The sequence below is a fragment of the Buchnera aphidicola (Panaphis juglandis) genome (genome assembly GCF_964059065.1).
Classification (GTDB): Bacteria; Pseudomonadota; Gammaproteobacteria; order Enterobacterales; family Enterobacteriaceae; genus Buchnera_L; species Buchnera_L aphidicola_AM.
Genome location: NZ_OZ060378.1, coordinates 184,679 through 205,414, shown reverse-complemented (window position 1 = coordinate 205,414; position 20,736 = coordinate 184,679). Strand labels below are relative to the sequence as shown.

At 24.2% G+C, this 20,736-nt stretch carries 16 protein-coding genes, 3 tRNA genes and 1 rRNA gene; 7 read left to right on the top strand and 13 right to left on the bottom strand.

Features of this window, described 5'->3' with window-relative positions:
• Positions 1–129: 129 nt before the first annotated feature.
• From lepA to acpS, 5 genes are read left to right on the top strand one after another with little or no spacing between them, the layout of a single operon-like run.
• The gene (gene lepA / locus AB4W46_RS00965; RefSeq protein WP_367678673.1) at positions 130–1,926 is read left to right on the top strand and encodes a translation elongation factor 4; all 1,797 of its coding nucleotides are present in this window, start codon (positions 130–132) and stop codon (positions 1,924–1,926) included.
• A gap of 43 nt (positions 1,927–1,969) precedes the next feature.
• Positions 1,970–2,926 carry a signal peptidase I gene (gene lepB, locus AB4W46_RS00960; RefSeq protein ID WP_367678672.1) on the top strand — a complete coding sequence of 319 codons (957 nt, stop codon included), beginning with the start codon at positions 1,970–1,972 and terminating at the stop codon, positions 2,924–2,926.
• Between the two features lie 34 nt (positions 2,927–2,960).
• A complete protein-coding gene (gene rnc / locus AB4W46_RS00955; RefSeq protein WP_367678691.1) occupies positions 2,961–3,632 on the top strand; it encodes a ribonuclease III in 672 nt (223 codons plus the stop codon).
• Entirely contained in the window at positions 3,629–4,468 is an 840-nt protein-coding gene (era, locus tag AB4W46_RS00950; protein ID WP_367678671.1) for a GTPase Era, read from the top strand. The genes rnc and era overlap by 4 nt, the downstream gene beginning before the upstream one ends.
• Positions 4,469–4,473: 5 nt before the next feature.
• Complete coding sequence (gene acpS, locus AB4W46_RS00945; protein WP_367678670.1) at positions 4,474–4,857, top strand: holo-ACP synthase; 384 nt, start codon at positions 4,474–4,476, stop codon at positions 4,855–4,857.
• Between the two features lie 10 nt (positions 4,858–4,867).
• Here the strand turns inward: acpS and tadA are convergent, their stop codons facing one another.
• From tadA to AB4W46_RS00900, 9 genes are all read right to left on the bottom strand, one after another.
• Positions 4,868–5,344, bottom strand: coding sequence for a tRNA adenosine(34) deaminase TadA (tadA, locus tag AB4W46_RS00940; RefSeq protein WP_367678669.1), 477 nt, complete (start codon positions 5,342–5,344; stop codon positions 4,868–4,870).
• A 1-nt stretch (position 5,345) separates the two neighbouring features.
• Complete coding sequence (gene smpB / locus AB4W46_RS00935; RefSeq protein WP_367678668.1) at positions 5,346–5,822, bottom strand: SsrA-binding protein SmpB; 477 nt, start codon at positions 5,820–5,822, stop codon at positions 5,346–5,348.
• A gap of 78 nt (positions 5,823–5,900) precedes the next feature.
• Positions 5,901–6,353 carry a nucleotide exchange factor GrpE gene (locus AB4W46_RS00930; RefSeq protein ID WP_367678667.1) on the bottom strand — a complete coding sequence of 151 codons (453 nt, stop codon included), beginning with the start codon at positions 6,351–6,353 and terminating at the stop codon, positions 5,901–5,903.
• 63 nt (positions 6,354–6,416) lie between these two features.
• Entirely contained in the window at positions 6,417–6,887 is a 471-nt protein-coding gene (gpt, locus tag AB4W46_RS00925) for a xanthine phosphoribosyltransferase (protein WP_367678666.1), read from the bottom strand.
• A gap of 59 nt (positions 6,888–6,946) precedes the next feature.
• Positions 6,947–7,020 (bottom strand) — tRNA-Asp (locus tag AB4W46_RS00920).
• A gap of 31 nt (positions 7,021–7,051) precedes the next feature.
• The gene (dnaQ, locus tag AB4W46_RS00915; RefSeq protein WP_367678665.1) at positions 7,052–7,765 is read right to left on the bottom strand and encodes a DNA polymerase III subunit epsilon; all 714 of its coding nucleotides are present in this window, start codon (positions 7,763–7,765) and stop codon (positions 7,052–7,054) included.
• A gap of 20 nt (positions 7,766–7,785) precedes the next feature.
• Positions 7,786–7,858: transfer RNA gene (locus tag AB4W46_RS00910), tRNA-Ala, on the bottom strand.
• Between the two features lie 8 nt (positions 7,859–7,866).
• Positions 7,867–7,940, bottom strand: a tRNA-Ile gene (locus tag AB4W46_RS00905).
• Between the two features lie 57 nt (positions 7,941–7,997).
• Positions 7,998–9,544: ribosomal RNA gene (locus AB4W46_RS00900) — 16S ribosomal RNA — on the bottom strand.
• Between the two features lie 326 nt (positions 9,545–9,870).
• Here AB4W46_RS00900 and argS point away from each other — a divergent pair.
• Positions 9,871–11,604, top strand: a complete 1,734-nt coding sequence (argS, locus tag AB4W46_RS00895) for an arginine--tRNA ligase (RefSeq protein WP_367678664.1) — start codon at positions 9,871–9,873, stop codon at positions 11,602–11,604.
• A gap of 18 nt (positions 11,605–11,622) precedes the next feature.
• Here the strand turns inward: argS and AB4W46_RS00890 are convergent, their stop codons facing one another.
• Together AB4W46_RS00890 and AB4W46_RS00885 are read right to left on the bottom strand one after the other, a co-directional pair.
• On the bottom strand, positions 11,623–13,725 hold the full coding sequence (locus tag AB4W46_RS00890; RefSeq protein WP_367678663.1) for a flagellar biosynthesis protein FlhA: 2,103 nt from the start codon (positions 13,723–13,725) through the stop codon (positions 11,623–11,625).
• A 97-nt stretch (positions 13,726–13,822) separates the two neighbouring features.
• Positions 13,823–14,854 (bottom strand): EscU/YscU/HrcU family type III secretion system export apparatus switch protein, encoded by a 1,032-nt coding sequence (locus tag AB4W46_RS00885; RefSeq protein ID WP_367678662.1) that lies wholly within the window; start codon positions 14,852–14,854, stop codon positions 13,823–13,825.
• A gap of 173 nt (positions 14,855–15,027) precedes the next feature.
• On the opposite strand from AB4W46_RS00885, the gene AB4W46_RS00880 reads away from it, so the two are divergent.
• The gene (locus tag AB4W46_RS00880) at positions 15,028–16,728 is read left to right on the top strand and encodes a proline--tRNA ligase (RefSeq protein WP_367678661.1); all 1,701 of its coding nucleotides are present in this window, start codon (positions 15,028–15,030) and stop codon (positions 16,726–16,728) included.
• On the opposite strand, the gene dnaE is transcribed toward AB4W46_RS00880, so the two are convergent.
• Positions 16,717–20,199, bottom strand: a complete 3,483-nt coding sequence (dnaE, locus tag AB4W46_RS00875) for a DNA polymerase III subunit alpha (RefSeq protein ID WP_367678660.1) — start codon at positions 20,197–20,199, stop codon at positions 16,717–16,719. The genes AB4W46_RS00880 and dnaE overlap by 12 nt on opposite strands.
• A 99-nt stretch (positions 20,200–20,298) precedes the next feature.
• A complete protein-coding gene (gene fabZ / locus AB4W46_RS00870) occupies positions 20,299–20,727 on the bottom strand; it encodes a 3-hydroxyacyl-ACP dehydratase FabZ (RefSeq protein WP_367678659.1) in 429 nt (142 codons plus the stop codon).
• Between the last annotated feature and the right edge of the window lie 9 nt (positions 20,728–20,736).

Sequence of the window (20,736 nt, the reverse complement as noted above, 5' to 3'; positions counted from 1 at the left end):
TAAATTTTTTTATTATATTATTATAGTATGAAAATTTTAAAATGATTTAAATAATATATAATCGTATTATTTTTTTTAATGATGAGTATAATAAACATTATTAATCACTTAAAGAGATTAAAAATCAATATGATACATAAGAACATAAGAAATTTCTCGATTATTGCACATATTGATCATGGTAAATCAACACTATCAGATAGATTTATTCAAATATGTGGTGGTTTAACACAAAGAGAAATGTCAGAACAAGTACTGGATTCAATGGATCTTGAAAAAGAACGTGGAATTACAATTAAAGCACAAAGTGTTACAATACAATACATTAATCAAAAAAAACAAAAATTCCATTTAAATTTTATTGATACTCCTGGACATGTAGATTTTTCATATGAAGTTTCTAGATCTCTAAGTGCATGTGAAGGAGCATTATTAATTGTAGATTCTTGTCAAGGTGTTGAAGCACAAACAGTTGCAACATGTAATCTAGCATTAAAAATGAAATTAAAAGTAATACCAATATTAAATAAAATAGATCTCCCAACATCCAATCCTAAGCGAGTAATGCAAGAAATTGAAGATATCATTGGAATTTCAACAAAAGATGCTATACAATGCTCAGCAAAAACTGGAGAAGGTGTAATTGATATTTTAAATAAAATTACCACTGATATTCCATCACCAGGAGGATCTGTTACATCTGAACTTCAAGCTCTTATAATTGATTCATGGTTTGATAACTATCTAGGTGTAATATCTTTAGTAAGAATTAAGAATGGAAAATTATCAATAGGAGAAAATATTAAAGTCATTAGTACAAAAAAAACTTATTTTATACAAAAAATAGGTATTTTCACACCTAAAAGAAAACAAAAAAAATCTTTAATATGTGGAGAAGTAGGATGGATTACATGTGGAATAAAAGATATTACATCATTTTCTGTAGGAGATACATTAACTTCAGAAAAAAGACCAACAAAATTTGCTCTTTCTGGTTTTAAAAAAATTAAACCTAAGATATTTGCAGGATTATTTCCATCAAATAGTGAACAATATGAAACCTTTAAAATTGCACTAGGAAAATTAAGCCTCAATGATTCAGCATTAATTTTTGAGCCTGAAAATTCTAGCGCATTAGGTTTTGGTTTTAAATGTGGTTTCTTAGGATTATTACATATGGAAATTATACAAGAAAGGTTAGAAAGAGAGTATAATTTAAATATTATATCCACAACTCCAACTGTAATTTATGAAGTGTATAAAAAAAATAATACCACAATTTATTTAAATAACCCAAATTATTTATCAAAATTAAATAACATAAAAGAATGTAGAGAACCAATATCATTTTGTAATATTTTAACACCATCAAAATATATTGGTAAAATTATGAAATTATGTTTAACTAAAAGAGGAATACAAAAAAATATCACGTATCATGCACAACAAGTATCTTTACAATATGAAATACCAACTTCAGAAATAATTATTAATTTCTTTGATCAATTAAAATCTGTTTCAAATGGATACGCTTCTTTAGAATATAATTTTAAATGTTTTAAAAAAACTGATATAATGTGTTTAAATATATTAATTAACTCAGAAAAAATTGATGCATTATCCTCTATTGTTCATCAAAATCATATTTATGATACAGCAAAAAAAATAGTTGAAAAAATTAAATTATTACTTCCAAGACAACAATTTAATATTGCAATACAAGCAGCAATTGGTAATAATATTATTGCTAGAGCAAATATTAAACAACTAAGAAAAAATGTATTATCAAAATGTTATGGAGGAGATATTAGTAGAAAAAAAAAACTATTAAAAAAACAAAAAATGGGAAAAAAAAAGATGAAAAAAATAGGGAACATTAACATACCACACACAGTATTTTTTTCAATATTTCAAAATAAATCATAATTTTAATCAATGCATTAATCTTTTATAATTATAAAGGAAAAGTATGGAAAATAATTTTACTAATTTATTAACGATATCAGTATTTGTAACAGGAACTATCTGGATTACTAGAAAAATTAAAAAATTCATCAATAAAAAAAACCAGTTTAAAAAAAATATTGAAATACATAAAAAATCATATTATGAAAATCATATTAAACCAGTAAATTATATTGATAAACTATCTTATCTTGGTTCATTTTTCCCAATGTTATTTTTAATCCTTATTATACGATGTTTTTTTTATGAACCATTTTATATTCCTTCAGAATCTATGATGCCAACACTATTACCTGGAGACTATATACTTGTAAAAAAAAATTTTTATAATATTAAAAACCCTTTTACAAATAAACCAATATTCACTTATCACCTTCCTAAAAGAGGAGATATTGTTGTTTTTAATGATAATAATAATCACAATAAACAATATGTAAAAAGAATTATTGGTCTTCCTGGAGATAAAATCTCATATGATAGCATTAACAAAATTTTAACTATTTATCAAGATTATCAGAATGAAAAATATAATAAAAAAATTTTAGTACATCACTATGTTTTTGATGCATATAACGAAACCCAAAGTAAAGATATTAAAAGAAATATTTTAGATGTATCCAAATTTAATCATCCTGATAATATATTAAATTATAATTGTATGATTTATAAAGAAAATATAGATAAATATAGGTATAATATTTTAATTACATATGCAAAAAAAAACCAGTTAAAATCATACTTTCAACAAAATGATCAACCAAAACAAATATGGTTAATACCACCAAAACATTATTTCGTTATGGGTGATAATCGAGATAACAGTTTAGATAGTAGATATCTTGGTTTTGTTTCAGAAAATAATATATTAGGTAAAGTAGATTACATCTGGATGAGTATAGATAAGAAAAAAAATCAATGGCCAACCGGTATTAATTTTCACCGAATTGGTAAAATTTTATAAAATATTTAAAAATGATAAAATTATAAAGAGTTGAATTGTGATACGAAAATTACAAAAAAAATTAGGTTACCATTTTATAAAAATTGAACTTTTACAACAAGCATTAACACATCGCAGTGCTAGCAATAAACATAATGAAAGGTTAGAATTTTTAGGAGATTCCATTTTAAGTTTCGTAATCGCAAATGCTTTATATAAGACTTTTCCAGAAAGTAATGAAGGAGAAATGAGTAGAATGCGAGCTACTTTAGTACAAGGTAAAACTCTAACAAAAATTGCATTGGAATTTAATATTGGAAAATATTTAACACTTGGAAATGGTGAACTAAAAAGCGGAGGATTCAAAAGAGAATCAATTTTAGCAAATACTATTGAAGCAATTATTGGAAGTATCTTTCTTGACAGCAACATCAACATTGTTGAAAAATTAATATTAAAATGGTATAAAAAAAGATTAAAAAAAATTGTACCAGGTGATACACAAAAAGATTCAAAAACAAGGTTACAAGAATACTTACAATCTAAACATTTACCGTTACCAGAATATATTACTGTACAAGTTTATGGAGAAACACATAACCAATTATTTACTATTACATGCTCAATTATTGAATTGAATCAAAAAGTAATTGGTATTGGTTCCAGTAGAAGAAAAGCAGAACAACACGCTGCTTATCAAGCAAGAATAAAATTAGGAATAAAATGAAAAATAATCAATACAATTCCTCATATATTTATTTTATTGGAAGAACAAATGTTGGAAAATCTAGTATACTGAATACTATTTTTGGTAAAAAAATTTCTATTACATCTCATAAATCTGGAACAACAATACAAAATATTATTGGAATTTTAAATCAAAAAAAAAAAAAGATACAATATGTAGACACACCAGGTATGAATGAAAATAAAAATTACAATAACACCTTAAAAATATTAAATAAGGAGAAAAAAAAATTAATACTATTTATTATTAATAAAACACAATGGACAATAATAGAAAAAAATATTTTAACAGTAATTAAAGAATCATTAGCACCAAGTATTTTAGTAATTAATAAAGTTGACTACATTATTAATAAAAAAATATTATTACCCTTCATTAAAAAAATGAAAAATAAACATGATTTTTTAGAAATTATACCAGTTTCTGCAAAAACTGGAGAAAATATTGAAACATTATCTAATTTAATCAACAAATACACAAAACAAGACATAAAAAATCATAAAAAAAAATATACCACAAATTTTACAAAAAAATTCTTTATATCTGAAATTATTAGAGAAAAATTTATTCGTTTTTTAAATCAAGAAATCCCATACTTAATAAAAATCAATATCGATGAATATAAAATCAATAATTTAGGAATACACGATATTTATGCTTCAATTATTATTAATAAAAAAAAACATAAAAAAATAATTATTGGTAAAAATGGGATAAAAATTAATATTTGTCGTCAAAAATCAAAAAAAGATATAGAAAAATTCCTTAAAAATAAAATAAATCTATATTTTAAAATTAAAATTGAGAAAAATTAAAAAATATGACAATTATTGGATTAGGAATAGATATTCTAAAAATTAAAAGAATTAAAAATATTGTAAACAAATTCGGTCATAAATTTTCAAAAAAAATTTTATCCAAAAAAGAATTAAAAAAGTTATTAACAATAAAAAAAAAAACTAATTTTATTGCAAAAAAATTTTCAGTTAAAGAATCTATATCAAAAGCACTAGGAACGGGATTTCGTAATAAAATTAAATTTACAAGTTTTGAAATATTACATGACAAATTAGGAAAACCATATGTTAAATTATTAAACAAAGCAAAAATTTTTGCATTTCAATTAAATCTGAAATCTATACATATTAGCATTACTGATGAAAAAAAATACATATGTTCTGTTGCAATACTAGAAAAAAAATAAAAAGTATATTTTAAATTCTTTTTGATTTAAAGAATTTTTTTATTAATTGAATACAGGGATCCATCATAATTGATTCATCAATTATTATTTTTTTTTTTAGTTTCTCTATAATCCCCATAATACTATAATTTAATTGATTAAATTTATATTTAGTACCTAAAACCAATCTATAAATTCTACTGTGTTTAATTGCACCTAAACACATCATACATGGTTCTAGTGTCACATACAAAGTTGAATTGCACAAACGATAATTTTTTAAAGTTCTTCCTCCTTCCTTTAAAGCTATAATTTCAGCATGTGCTGTTGGATCGTGTTTTGAAATTGAACAATTGAAACCCGATCCAATAATACGATTATCAAATACTAAAACAGATCCAACTGGAACTTCACCTATTTTTTCTGCATATTTTGCTAATGTAAAAGCATAATGCATCCACATAGTATCTATTTTTTGGAATTCATGTTCATTATTTAATAATGACATATTATTTTAATAATCTTTTCATAATTTTATTTTTTTGTAGTATCCATTCTTCTTTTTTAGAATTAAGTCTTTTATCCTGTTTTTTTTTACCCTTAACAATAGCTAATTTTATTTTACACCAAGCATTTTTCCAATATAAAGATAATATCACTAAACTATATCCCGAAACTTGATACTTACCATGTAAGTAAGTAATCTCTTTCTTTTTTAATAATACTTTTATGTTACGAATTAAACTAACATTTTTATTTATATCAGAATTATAATTAGGATTTATATTTAATCCTAATAAATACATTTCTAAATTTTTAAAAAAAATTCGACAATTAGTAATATTAACAGATTTATTTCTAATGGATTTTACTTCCCATCCTTTTAGAACTAAACCAGCTTCAAATGTATTTTCAACAAAATAATCATAATATATTTTTTTGTTTTTTACAATTTCATTAAAAAAATTTTTTTTACTATTTTTCATGTAAACCATATTTTTATTTTTTATATGTAATTCATATATTTGCATTATATACATAATATAATAAATTACATATATTATTTATTTTTCTACAACAACCATAGCTGGTCTTAAAAGACGTTGATGTAGAATATATCCTTTTTGCATAACATTAAGGATATAATTTGATTTTACCTGTTTTGAATTAGATAGTGCAATTGCTTGATGTATATTTGGATTAAATAACACATATTTATCATTTATAGTACTCACATGAGTAGTATATAACAAATTTAATATGCTATTCAAAATTTTTTTTAATTCTAAAAATATTTCTTCAAATCCTAATGTTGTTTTAGACAATTCTAATGATTTTTCTAAATTATCAACATCAGATAATATAGATGTAATTATTTTTGATAATGAATATTGATGAGCATTTTTAATATCTTTTTTAATTCTATTTAATAGAATTTTTGAATTCTTTTCAAAGAATTTTTTTATAAAATTAATTTCTTTTTCTTCATCAAATATAATATTTTTAATATGATTCATATTATTTTTCATAACTTTACAATAAAACTTTTTTAATAATATATTTAAATAAATATAGTTGAATTATAAAATTTTTTTTTCTTTAATTAAAGGTTCAATATAAGATATTGCCATATCCCATGGTTGTTCAATCCAAATATCTTGAGGGATATCAATAATATAGTCATCAACCAATGATATACCTCTTGGTTTTGCAAAAATAGTTACAAAATATGCCTTTGGGTACATTTTCCTTATAATTTTAGCAGTACCACCTGTATCTACTAAATCATCCATAATTAAAATATTTTCATCATAAATATCTGATTTTTTAATAACTTTTATTTTTTTTAAACAACGATTGTTATAACTAGATATACAAATTGTATCAACGTACCTAATACTTAACTCACGAGCCAATAACGCTGATGGAATTAGTCCACCTCTACTAACTGCAATAATACCTTTCCATTGTCTTATTGCAAGTACTTTATGAGCTAATTTTTTTGTATATATTTGAAGCATATCCCATGTCACAATATGTTTCTTACTCATAACATTCCTTACAAGTTTTAAATAAAATAAAATATTAAAATATTTTAATGTTATAAAAACGGTGCGAACGGGACTCGAACCCGTGACCCCCGGCGTGACAAGCCGATATTCTAACCAACTGAACTATCGCACCAAATAATAATACTTATCATAAATTATTAATACTATTTTATCCATAAACATTTATGATAATTTTTCATATTGTTCAAATATTCAATATGTTTTTCTTTCTCTTGTAAACTTGTTTTTAGAACTTTTAATTTTTTATCAAAATCATTATTGTTAATTAATAAAAACTCATTTTTTATATTGTGACTAAAATCAATATTTTTCTGAACTCTTGTCATTCTTAAATATATTTCAGATAATAATTTCGAATCATTTAAAGCACTATGTAATTTTCTATTTACATTTAGAACATTATATCTCTTACATAAAGCATCTAAGTTGTTTTTTTTTCCAGGAAACAAATCCCTTGCTATTTTAAGTGTATCAATTATATTACATATTTTAGATATTTTTTTAAATTTATTATTAATATTTTTTATTTCATAATCTAAAAAACTAATATCAAATCCTTCATTATGAACAACAATTTCTGAATTTTTTATATAATTAATAAATTCATCATAAATATCAAGAAAAATTGGTTTATTTTTTAAAAATGAATTTGAAATACCGTGTATCTTGAATGCTTCATCACTTACTTCTTGATTTGGGTTAAGATATTTATGAAAAGTATTGGATGTAATACTTCTATCTATAATTTCAATAGCTCCAATTTCAATAATTTTATGATTTTTATAAATTTTATCTACTTTATTCATTCCTGTAGTTTCAATATCTATTACTATTTTTCTACTATATTTTGTTTTCATAAAATAAAATAACCGTTGCTTGGAGCTAAGCGGGATTGAACCGCTGACCTCCTGCGTGCAAGGCAGGCGCTCTCCCAGCTGAGCTACAGCCCCATAAATTATAGGCCTGAGTGGACTTGAACCACCGACCTCACCCTTATCAGGGGTGCGCTCTAACCAGCTGAGCTACAAGCCTATTTAAGTACACAATAATTATTGTGGGCACTTTAAAAAATTAAAGTGTAATTTATTATAAGGAGGTGATCCAACCGCAGGTTCCCCTACAGTTACCTTGTTACGACTTCACCCCAGTTATGAACCACAAAGTGGTAAGCGTTCTCCTTTTAACGGGTTAAACTACTCACTTCTTTTGCAACTCACTTCCATGGTGTGACGGGCGGTGTGTACAAGGCCCGGGAACGTATTCACCGTGACATTCTGATTCACGATTACTAGCGATTCCGACTTCGTGGAGTCGAGTTGCAGACTCCAGTCTGGACTAAGATGCACTTTATGAGATTTGCTTGTCTTTGCAGAATTGCTTCTCTTTGTATGCACCATTGTAGCACGTGTGTAGCCCTGGTCGTAAGGGCCATGATGACTTGACGTCGTCCCCACCTTCCTCCGGTTTATAACCGGCAGTCTCCTTGTAGTTCCCGGCCGAACCGATGGCAAAAAAGGATAAGGGTTGCGCTCGTTGCGGGACTTAACCCAACATTTCACAACACGAGCTGACGACAGCCATGCAGCACCTGTCTCATAGTTCCCTTAGGCACTTTCTTATTTCTAAGAAATTCTATGGATGTCAAGACCAGGTAAGGTTCTTCGCGTTGCATCGAATTAAACCACATGCTCCACCGCTTGTGCGGGCCCCCGTCAATTCATTTGAGTTTTAGCCTTGCGACCGTACTTCCCAGGCGGTCAACTTAATGCGTTAGCTTCGGAAGCCATCTATCAAGTAGACAACCTCCAAGTTGACATCGTTTACGGCGTGGACTACCAGGGTATCTAATCCTGTTTGCTACCCACGCTTTCGCACCTCAGTGTCAGTATTCGTCTAGGAGGCCGCTTTCGCCACAGGTATTCCTCCAGATATCTACGCATTTCACCGCTACACCTGGAATTCTACCTCCCTCTACAATACTCTAGATAATTAGTTTTAAATGCAGTTCCTAAGTTGAGCTCAGGGATTTCACATCTAACTTAATTATCCACCTACGTGCTCTTTACGCCCAGTGATTCCGATTAACGCTTGCACCCCCCGTATTACCGCGGCTGCTGGCACGGAGTTAGCCGGTGCTTCTTTTTCAGGTAACGTCAAAGAAAACAGTTATTAGCTATTTTCATTTCTTCCCTGACGAAAGTACTTTACAACCCGAAGGCCTTCTTCATACACGCGGCATAGCTGCATCAGGCTTTCGCCCATTGTGCAAGATTCCCCACTGCTGCCTCCCGTAGGAGTCTGGACCGTGTCTCAGTTCCAGTGTGGCTGGTTGTCCTCTCAGACCAGCTAGAGATCATCGCATTGGTGAGCCATTACCTCACCATCAAGCTAATCTCGTCTGGGTTCATCTAAAAGTGTAAGGCTTAAAAAGTCCCCTACTTTGGTTTTCCAACATTATGCGGTATTAGCTATCGTTTCCAACAGTTATCCCCCTCTTTTAGGCAGATCCCCAGATATTACTCACCCGTTTGCCGCTCGCCGACAAGAAAGTAAACTTTCTTTCGCTGCCGCTCGACTTGCATGTGTTAGGCTTGCCGCCAGCGTTCAATCTGAGCCATGATCAAACTCTTCAATTGATGTAGCTTAAAACTTCAAAAATCTAATCTCTTTAAATTATAAGAGAATATTTGACAGTTAATTTTAGTGCCCACAATAATTATCTAATTAATTTTTAAAGAACGTAGTGTAAATCACTTATAAATACATACTACATGATCATAAAAATATGTCAACATGTTTTTTTAATTTTTTATATAATTTTCAGAATTGTAATAAAATATTTTGTATATCAAAAATTATTTACATTAAAAATAAACTATAATATAAAATCATAAATAAATAATATTGTAAAATACAAATCAGGTATACTTACAAAAAATTTAAATATAACACATGACATCATATGAATATTCAAAAAAAATTAATTACATACATTACAAAAGCAGCATTAAAATCAAATATATCAAAAAAAAATATTAAACTTATAAAACTATCTTCAAAATCAAATTTTGGACACTATCAAATAAATGGAATAATAGAAATTTCAAAAAAAATAAATACAACAATAAAAAAAACGTCTGATAGCATAATTTTATATTTAAATTCTAAAAAGATATTTGAAAAAATAGAATATTCACATCCTGGATTCATTAATATCTTTTTAAAAAAACAATGGTTATCAAAAAAAATAGAAAATATTACATACTGTAGACGTTTAGATATAAAAAAAAAAAAAAATAAAAACATCATTATAGATTACTCTTCACCAAATATGGCAAAAGAAATGCATGTTGGGCACTTAAGATCAACAATTCTTGGTGATGTAATGTCTAGAGTAATAGAATTCATGGGTTATAATGTAATTCGAATCAATCATATTGGAGATTGGGGATTACAATTTGGAATGATGATTGCTCTATTAAAAAGAAAAAATATTGTAATAAATGAAAAAAATATTTCTTTAAAAGAATTAGAAATTTTATACCAAAAATCAAAGATACTATATGAAAAAAGTGAAAACTTTAAAAAAGAATCAGAAAAATATCTCACAAAACTAAACAACTCTCATCACCATTACATATCATTATGGAAAAAAATAATTCAAACTACTGTAATAGAAAACCAAAAAATATACAAAAAACTAAATGTAAAATTAAAAAAAAAAAATATTACCGGAGAAAGCTTCTATATACCAATGATAAGAAACATGATTTCAGATTTAAAAAAAAAAAAAATTGCAATGGAGAATGATGGAAAAACTATTATTTATCTTGATGAAATAAAAAATAAAAAAGGTGAAAAGATGGGTGTTGTTATTCAAAAAAAAAATAATAACTTTTTATATTCCACTATTGATATAGCTTGTCTAAAATATCGAATAGAAACATTAAAAGCAAAAAGAATAATTTATTATACAGATGTTCGACAAAAACAACACCTAAAACAAATTCAAATTATTGCAAAAAAAGCAGGATATATCAAAAAAAAAATTAAAATTGAACACCATGAATTTGGTATGGTATTAAATAAAAAAAATCAACCATTTAAAACTAGAGACGGTAAACTAATTAAACTTAAAACTTTAATAAAAAAATCAATACAAAAATCAATAAAAATTATCAAAAAAAAAAATCCGAGTTTCAATAACAAAAAAATCCTATATTTATCAAAAATTATTGGAATTAGTGCTATTAAATACGCTGATTTATCAAAAAACAGAAAAAAAAACTATATTTTTGATTGGAAAAATATGTTATCATTTAATGGAAATACTGCTTTATACATACAGTATACATATACAAGAATTCAATCCATTATCAAAAAATCAAAATATTCTATACGACAACTTAATGTGAAATGCATATTAAATACTGATCTTGAAATAAAATTATCAATTAAATTATTACAATTTGAAGAAATCATAACATCTATGATAAAAGATGGAAAACCACACATTCTATGTTTATATTTATTTCAAATATCTTCATTATTTACAACATTTTATGAAAAATATCCTATTATTTATACCTCAACTATTAAAACTCAAAAAAGTAGAATAAAATTATCATTTTTAATAGGAAAAACCATTAAATTAGGTCTAAAAATTTTAGGAATACCTACCTTAAAATTTTTATAATGATACTAGTCGTATCCATTATATTGAAAATGATATCATATTTTTTACAATAATATTCTTATTATCTGATATTTCAAGATCAGATAAAACAATTAATTTCTTAAAATAATCACGTAAAAAAACAGACAAAAAACTTCGTATAGTATGTCTCACTAGTAACACTAAGGGATCATTCATAGATTCTTGATATGAAATAGCATTACCAACTTTTTCTAATAATAATTCTTTAAAAACAGGATCAAAAACAATATCTTTAGATTCCAATATTTTTAGAATTTTATTTTCTAATTCTGCATCAAAACGCATAACATGAATCGTATCCTTATTATAAAATAAATTTTGTGTAATAAATTTACTTAAAGACAAACGAACTAAACTAGTTAATTTTTCTGAATCTTGATTATGTGAAGCATATTCAATCAATGTTTCTAAAATGGTTCGCATATCTCGAAGAGGAATATTTTCCATCAACAAATTTTTTAATACCTTATGTAAACATGTTAAATCCATAATTTTTGGAATCAATTCATCAACAAGGTTTGGAATTTTAGTGGATGTATAATCTAATAGTTTTTGCAATTCAGATCTTCTAAATATATCTTTTAAATTTTCAAACATAATGTTACTAAAATGAGTAATAATTAATTCTTCAGGATCTATAATACAGTATTGATATCTCTCAGCTTTTAATTTTAAAGATATTGGAATCCACACAGCAGGCATTTTAAAAATATCTTTTATTATTTTTTTTCCAGAAATATTTTTTTTTACGTTACCCATATCAATAGCTACCAAATGATCAATAAAAATTTTTCCTCTTCCATATTCAATACCATTAATAACAATACGATAAAAGTCTTGAGACAAATTTAAGTTAGTAATAACATGTACTGAATCAGGTAAAAAACCAATTTTTTTAGCAAAATCTCTCCTAAAAAGATCAATTAAAGTAAATAAATTATTTTTTTTATTAATATCAATCATTGAAATTAACATAGAACCAATTTCTATACGTATCACGTCTTCTAAAACAACATCATTCCATGAAACATTATAAGAATAATGATCAGAATTAGATATATTATTAATATTATTAGTTTTCATAACATCTTTATTCAAAATATTTTTTTTAGACATTTTGATTACTAAAAAAATTAATATTAAAAAAAATGTAAAAAATAAAAAAACCAAATTAGGCATTCCAGGTATAAATCCTAAAATACCAATTATAATACTAGTTAATAAAATAACATTTGTATTATGAAATATCTGATTAAAAATTTGTTCACTAATATTTTTTTTAGTGTCAACTCTTGTTACAATAACCCCAACAGCTGTTGAAATCATTAATGAAGGAATTTGAGCAACCAATCCATCACCAATAGTTAGTATCGTATAAGACGTACTAGCTTCTATTAATTTCATATGATGTTTAAAAATTCCAATCAATAAACCACCAAAAATATTAATAACCATAATTAAAATACCTGCAATAGCATCACCTCTAACAAATTTACTAGCACCATCCATAGCACCATAAAAATTTGCTTCTCTTAATATTTTTAAACGGCGATATTTAGCAATATCCGAATTAATCGATCCTGTATTCAAATCAGAATCAATTGAAATTTGTTTACCAGGAAGACCATCTAAAGCAAACCTTGCGCTCACCTCTGAAATGCGTTCAGAGCCTTTAGTAATAACAATAAAATTAATAATAATTAAAATAATAAATATAATAATTCCAATTAAAAAGTCTCCACCAACTAAAAAATTACCGAATGATTCAATAACATGACCGGCAGAAAATAGACCCAAATGACCTTTTAACAAAATAATTCTAGTAGAAGCAATGTTGAGAGATAATCTTAATAACGTCGAAAATAATAACATAGTAGGAAAAGATGAAAATTCCAATACATCATTTATAAACATTGAAATTAAAAGCATCATAATTGAAAGAATGATATTAAATGTAAAAAAAATATCCAAAAATAAAGAAGGGAGTGGTAATATCATCATGAATAAAATGATTAAAATAAAAATAGATCCAAATAATTTCTTCCATTTAATCTTTCTGATAATATTTAATATAGTAAAAAAAATAATATTTATAATCATTCTATACTCACAGAATTAAAATTTATACAACATCAGTAATAACTTCACAATAATTAAATATTAAAATTTAATATCCATGAAAAATTCAGTAATTTAATCATTTTAAAAATTTAATAACTTCACTATAGTATTTATCAGGAACAGGTGAATTTATTACACCATATACATATAAATCATACGTTAATTTTGTTTCTAAAATAGTTAAAATATTATTTTTAAAAGCAACTTCTTTAATTTTTAATACTTTTTTACCACAACCTTTAGAAATAATTTTTAAATCATATTTTTCTTTTAAAGAATATTTTATAACAACAGCATAATTTAAAGAAAAAAATAAAACATATTTATCAAAACTAACATTTAACATTTTTTTTTTCAGCAGTTGATTTTGTTTTTTATAAATTATCTGTTTAATATGAAAATTTATACCTGATTTTTTTTGTTCATCTTTTATTTCTCTACGACTCATTTTTAATTTTCTATAATAAAAAATATTTTTAAAAAAAATATCAAAAACCATTACTGGAATTAAACTAAATAAAATAAAAATAAAAAAATAAAATAATGATTTCATAATCATATTAAAAGATGAAAATGGTAATAAAAAACTTAAATTGTTTATTTCAAAAAACCAATAAATGAAATATACCCAAGTTGTTAAAAATATCATCAGTATCATCATTAACTTCGTAAAAAAACTAAAATATAATTCCAAGGAAAAAAACATACTAATTTTATTAAAAATATTCATTTTTAATGAATAAAACTTAAAAAAACTCCATTTAAAAAAAAAACCATTAAAAAAAAAAGGTGTAATTAAAAGAAAACTAAAAGAAATAAAAAAAAAAATTAAAAAAAAATATAAAAATTGTATTAGTACATAATGTAAAAAACCTGAATCTAAATAATTATCTAAAATATTATCATGTTGAAATGAAAAACCTAAAGTAAGTATTTTTATAAAAAATAAAAAAATCTGATTATTATAAATACAAATTGATAAAAAACCAGATAATAAAATCATAAAAGTATTCAACTGAATGGAATAATTTTTTAAACCTTGATCTTGAGCTTTCTTAATATAATTACGAGTTGGTTTTTCAGTTTTTTCTTGATCATCGTACTTCACATTCAACAACCTTTTATTAAAAATAAATATGTATGTATTATGTAATATATATTTTTAATATAAAATTTCATAAAAATTAAATTATATAAAGATCAAGAACTTAAATATTAATTTAAATTTATCATAAAGTACATTATAATATATTATTATGATATCAATTTATAATATATCAAATGAAAACTAGCCAATATCCATTATATACCATAAAAGAAACTCCAAAAAAAATAGATATTATTAGCCATAAATTAATGTTAAAATCAGGATTAATACGTCAATCATCATCAGGACTATATATTTGGTTGCCTAATGGATTAAAAGTACTAAATAACATTAAAAAAATTATACGTTATGAAATAAATAAATTGAATGCAATAGAAATGTCTTTCCCTTTATTACAACCGAAATACTTATGGGAAAAAAGTAACCGTTTTCAAGAATATGGGAAAGAACTAATGAAAATATATGATCGAAATAATAATATTTTCATATTGAGTCCAACATATGAAGAAATGATTACACAATTTATTACACAAGAAATCACATCATATAAAAAATTACCAATCATAATATATCAAATACAGAAAAAATTTAGAGATGAAATTAGGCCTAGATCTGGAACTATGAGGGCTCGAGAATTCATTATGAAAGACGCATATTCATTTCATATTAATGAGCATTCATTGGAAAAAACATACCAAATAATATACGATGCATATAAAAAAATATTTAACGTATTGAATTTAAAATTTTATTCTGTACAAGCGAATTCTGGATTAATAGGTGGAAAATATTCACATGAATTTCAATCACCATCTAATAATGGTGAAGATCAAATCATGATTTCATATTATAAAAAAAAAAATTCAAAAAATAATTCATATGAAATAAAAAAAACCGTTAAAAAAAAAATCTTACCAAATAAAATAATAAATATTAATAAAATACTCAAAAAATATAACTACAACATAAAAAATATATTTTTTCAAATGAAAAAAAAAATTATAAAGATTTTTATTATCAATATAAATCATAAAAAAAATAAATATTTTGCATTTATGATTCGAGGAGACCATGAACTTAATATCAATAAAATTAAAAACTGTCAGCCAGAAATTATAAAAAAAAATCAAATATTATTTTCAGAAAAAAAAAAAATCAAAAATATTTTAAAAAAAACAAAAGAAGTTAACTTATCAATACCAATAATTATAGATACTCATATTTCATATTTAGATTCTATTTTACCAATAGTTTTAATTAATAATATATATTTTCATCAATATTCTTTACAACAAAACTTTAAAAAAAAAAAAATATACGATATCATAAACTATGATGAATCGAAATATAGATATAAAATTAAAAATTGTATCGAAATAGGTCATATTTTTAAAATTGGTACAAAATATTCTAAAAATACTGATTCAAGTATCACAAATAAAAAAGGAAATAAAAAACTTATTCATATGGGATGTTATGGAATAGGAGTAACGCGATTAATTAACGCAATTATTGAACAAAATCATGATAAAAAAGGAATAATATGGCCAAATCATATTGCTCCATTTGAAGTATTAATTATTCCAATAAATTTATATCAATGTAAAAAAATTCAAAAAATATCTACAAAAATATATTTACAATTTAAAAATAAAAATATTAAAGTGTTAATGGATGATAGAGATGAAAGAATTGGAGTAATATTTTCCGATGCAAACCTAATTGGTATCCCTAATATCATTATTATTAATAAAAATACCGTTTATCAAAATACTGTGGAATATCAAGAACGTAAAAACATTCAAAAAAAAATCACCATACATATTGACAACATTATACAATTTATATTAAATAAAAAAAAATCAAAACATTAAATGAACGCTATCTTTTCCTAACAAAAATTTTAAACGATTTAATAATTTTTGATGAATTTTAACATTCCATCGACAATGCAATTTAAAATTAGATTTAGGTCTACTAATCATATTACAAATATATATTGGTATTTTACCACCCAAAAATGGTGTAATAATATTTTTAATGTCATTATATAATGCATCATAAATATCATGATTTTTAATATAAAGAACTAATTTTTTCACATATTTATCTCTATAATAATTAATATCTATAATCTTATGAGCAATGCATTTAATGGAATTAAAAGCATCAATTTTAGAAACATAACCCTTAATAATCACAATATTATCTTTCTTTAAATATTTTTTATAAAATTTTTCTATATAATCAAAAATAATAACTTCAACTTTATCTGGATGATCTATCAATTCTAAAAAAATAATATTTTTTTTTTTTTTTGTAATTTTCATACTTATCGAAGATATTATACCAAATATGGTTATTTTTGATTTCTTAGAAATAACAATATCTCTTATTCTGAAACCATTGGTATAATATTTTAATTCTGATAAATATTCACAAATTGGATTACCAGTAAGATAAAAACCTATTACATCTCTTTCATGACATAAAATTTTTTTATTCGTCCAAAATAAATTTTTTGATTTTTTATAATTTATACTTAAAATTTTATTTTCTTTCTCTAAAGGTTTTAATAAAGTTAATTGACAAATATTATTTAATTTTTTATTTTGATTTGAAAGTTGAATAGCATCAGATATTGAATAAAATAATATTTCTCTAGAAACCTTAAATGAATCAAATGATCCAGAAAAAATTAATTTTTCTAAAACTCGTTTATTAATACACTGTGATGAAACATTTATACAAAATTCAAATAAACTATGAAAAATTTTTACTTTTTTTCTGGATAAAATAATTTCTTTCACCACATTTTTACCTAAACCTTTAATCGCTCCTAAACCGTAAATGATATGATTATTTTTGCTAACTGTAAAAAAATATTCACTAATATTAATATCTGGAGGAATTATTTTAATTTTCATACGTCGACATTCGTAAATTAAGATTTTAATTTTATCTGAATTATCAATATCTGCACTCATTACAGAAGCCATAAATTCAGAAGGATAATTAGATTTTAACCATAATGTTTGATATGATATTAAAGCATAAGCAGAAGAATGTGATTTATTAAAACCGTATCCTGAGAATTTTTCTAATAAATCAAATATCTTACTCGATAATAAATTCGATATTCCATTAATCATAGCACATTTTTGAAATTTTATGCGTTGGTTTGACATTTCTTTAAAATTTTTTTTAGACATCGCACGCTGCAATATATCTGCTTGAGATAATGAATAACCAGACAAAACTTGTGCAATTTTCATAACTTGTTCCTGATATAATATAATACCATATGTAGATTCTAATATTGGTTTTAGGGATATATGTTGCCATTTTTTATCAGGATATGAAATAGGTTCCTTTCCATGCTTACGATTAATAAAATTATCTACCATACCTGATTGTAATGGACCTGGTCTAAATAAAGCAATCAAAGAAATAATATCCTCAAAACAATCTGGTTGTAAACGTAAAATTAAATTTCTCATGCCATATGATTCCAATTGAAATACTGCAATTGTATTTCCAGTATTCAATAATTCAAAACTTTTTTTATCCTGCAAAGAAATATGATTCAAATGTATTAATTTTTGATTTTTGTATTTTAATCTTTTATTAATCATTCTTACAGCAGAATGAAGAATTGTCAACGTTCTTAATCCTAAAAAATCAAATTTTAATAATCCTATATAATCAATATCATTTTTATCAAATTGTGTAATGAATATATTATCATCACATTGTACGGGTGTAAATTTTTTCAATTTACTTGGAGAAATTACAATACCTCCAGCATGTTTTCCTGTATTCCTAATAACTCCTTCTAATCTTTGAGAAATATCTACTAATCTTTTTACTTCAATATTTTTATCATATAAATTAAAAAAATCTAAATCTTTTAATAAAGATTGTTTTAAAGTAATACCAATATCTAAAGGTATTAATTTTGAAATTGAATTAACAAAACCATAAGGGTAACCCAAAACTCTACCAACATCACGAATTACCGCTCTTGCTGACATTGTTCCAAATGTAATTATTTGTGCAACACGATCTTTTCCATATACTTGAGCTACATGTTCAATTACCAAATCTCTTTTTTCCATACAAAAATCAATATCAAAATCTGGCATAGATCGTCTTTCATGATTCAAAAACCTTTCAAAAATTAAACCAAATCTTAAAGGATCTAATTCGGTAATATTTATTGAATAAGCAACTAAAGATCCAGCTCCAGAACCTCGACCTGGACCCACTGGAATATCATTTTTTTTTGCCCATTTTACAAACTCCATTACAATTAAAAAATATCCAGGAAAATTCATTTTATTAATTACATCTAACTCTTCATGTAATCGATTTCGATATTTTATTTCCATTAATTTTCTAATCTTACTATCTGGATATAAAACATTTAATCGATTTTTTAAACCATTTAAACTAATATTAATTAATAACTGTTTTTCATCAGTATTTTCTTTTGAAAAAATAGGCAAAAAATAATTTCCAGTAGGTATACTAACGTTACAGCGTTGTGCAATCTCAATGCTATTTCTTAATACCTCAGGAATATCTGAAAATAACAAACACATTTCTTGCTCAGATTTCATAAATTGTTCATGACTACAATTAGTATGATTAGTGTATTTTTTCAGTGTTACACCTTGATGAATAGATAATTTAATTTTATAAATATCAAAATCACGTTTATGTATGAAACACACATCATTAGTGGCAACAATCGGAATTTCATAAATTTTTGAGAGTTTTAAAATACTTTGTATGTATTCTTCTTCATAAATTCGATTTGTACGATGTATTTCAAAATAATAAAAATCTAAAAAATATGTATTATAAAAATTTATAAACTCATTTATAATTTTTTGATTATTATTAAGAATATATTTTCCAAAATCTCCATTATAACCACCAGACAAAATAAGTAATCCTTTCCTACACTCTAATAACCAGTCCTGATATATTATTATATCTTCTTTTATACAAGACGTTGGATCAAAATTAGTTCTCGATTTAGAAATTAGTAATATTAAATTTCTATAACCAATGGTATCTAAAGCAATAATATTAATTAAACTTAATGATGAAATAAAATTAAATTTTATTTTGAATTTTACTCCAAAAATCGGTTTAATTCCATATTCCATTGCCGAAGTATAAAATTTTATTGCACCATAAAAATTACCATAATCAGTTATTCCCAATGCTGGCATATTTAATTTATACGCTTGTTGAATCAATTCTTTCGGTTTATTTAAACCACTTATGATTGAATAATCACTTTGAGTACATAAATGAATAAATTTAGGATGCATCATATTATTTAATATCTTATAATAAAAATAAAAAATTGAAAAATATTGATAATCATAAAAATATTTATTAATATTTCATATTATAAAAAATTATAATAATCAATTCAAAATATATTTACACATGATTTTAGCATGACACACAATATTTTTTTTTACAAAAATTGATCCCTTAAAAAAAATTATATTTCTAATCTCTTTAATTAATAATACTTCTATTTTTAGCTGATCTCCAGGAATTATTCGTCTTTTAAATCGAGCAACATCAATCCCAGTAATATAATAATATCCATTAGAATTTTGATGATCAGGATGATTCAATAGAGATAAAATAATTGCTGCTTGTGCTATTGCCTCAATCATTAATACCGCGGGGAAAATAAAATGATTAGGAAAATGACCTTGTAACCAAGGATCATTTGCAGTAATATTTTTAATGCAAAAAACTATATTTTTATTTTTAAAATATCTGACACGATCAATTAATAAAAATGGATAACGATGAGGTAATAAGTGAAAAAGTGTTTTCATGTTTACATC

What these genes read in the sequence shown, in the direction of transcription:
- dnaE (WP_367678660.1), bottom strand. Translation starts at nt 20,199, where the DNA reads ATGCATCCTAAATTTATTCATTTATGTACTCAAAGTGATTATTCAATC.
- tadA (WP_367678669.1), bottom strand. Translation starts at nt 5,344, where the DNA reads ATGTCATTATTAAATAATGAACATGAATTCCAAAAAATAGATACTATG.
- argS (WP_367678664.1), top strand. Translation starts at nt 9,871, where the DNA reads ATGAATATTCAAAAAAAATTAATTACATACATTACAAAAGCAGCATTA.
- AB4W46_RS00880 (WP_367678661.1), top strand. Translation starts at nt 15,028, where the DNA reads ATGAAAACTAGCCAATATCCATTATATACCATAAAAGAAACTCCAAAA.
- acpS (WP_367678670.1), top strand. Translation starts at nt 4,474, where the DNA reads ATGACAATTATTGGATTAGGAATAGATATTCTAAAAATTAAAAGAATT.
- era (WP_367678671.1), top strand. Translation starts at nt 3,629, where the DNA reads ATGAAAAATAATCAATACAATTCCTCATATATTTATTTTATTGGAAGA.
- lepA (WP_367678673.1), top strand. Translation starts at nt 130, where the DNA reads ATGATACATAAGAACATAAGAAATTTCTCGATTATTGCACATATTGAT.
- gpt (WP_367678666.1), bottom strand. Translation starts at nt 6,887, where the DNA reads ATGAGTAAGAAACATATTGTGACATGGGATATGCTTCAAATATATACA.
- AB4W46_RS00930 (WP_367678667.1), bottom strand. Translation starts at nt 6,353, where the DNA reads ATGAATCATATTAAAAATATTATATTTGATGAAGAAAAAGAAATTAAT.
- dnaQ (WP_367678665.1), bottom strand. Translation starts at nt 7,765, where the DNA reads ATGAAAACAAAATATAGTAGAAAAATAGTAATAGATATTGAAACTACA.
- fabZ (WP_367678659.1), bottom strand. Translation starts at nt 20,727, where the DNA reads ATGAAAACACTTTTTCACTTATTACCTCATCGTTATCCATTTTTATTA.
- smpB (WP_367678668.1), bottom strand. Translation starts at nt 5,822, where the DNA reads ATGAAAAATAGTAAAAAAAATTTTTTTAATGAAATTGTAAAAAACAAA.
- lepB (WP_367678672.1), top strand. Translation starts at nt 1,970, where the DNA reads ATGGAAAATAATTTTACTAATTTATTAACGATATCAGTATTTGTAACA.
- AB4W46_RS00890 (WP_367678663.1), bottom strand. Translation starts at nt 13,725, where the DNA reads ATGATTATAAATATTATTTTTTTTACTATATTAAATATTATCAGAAAG.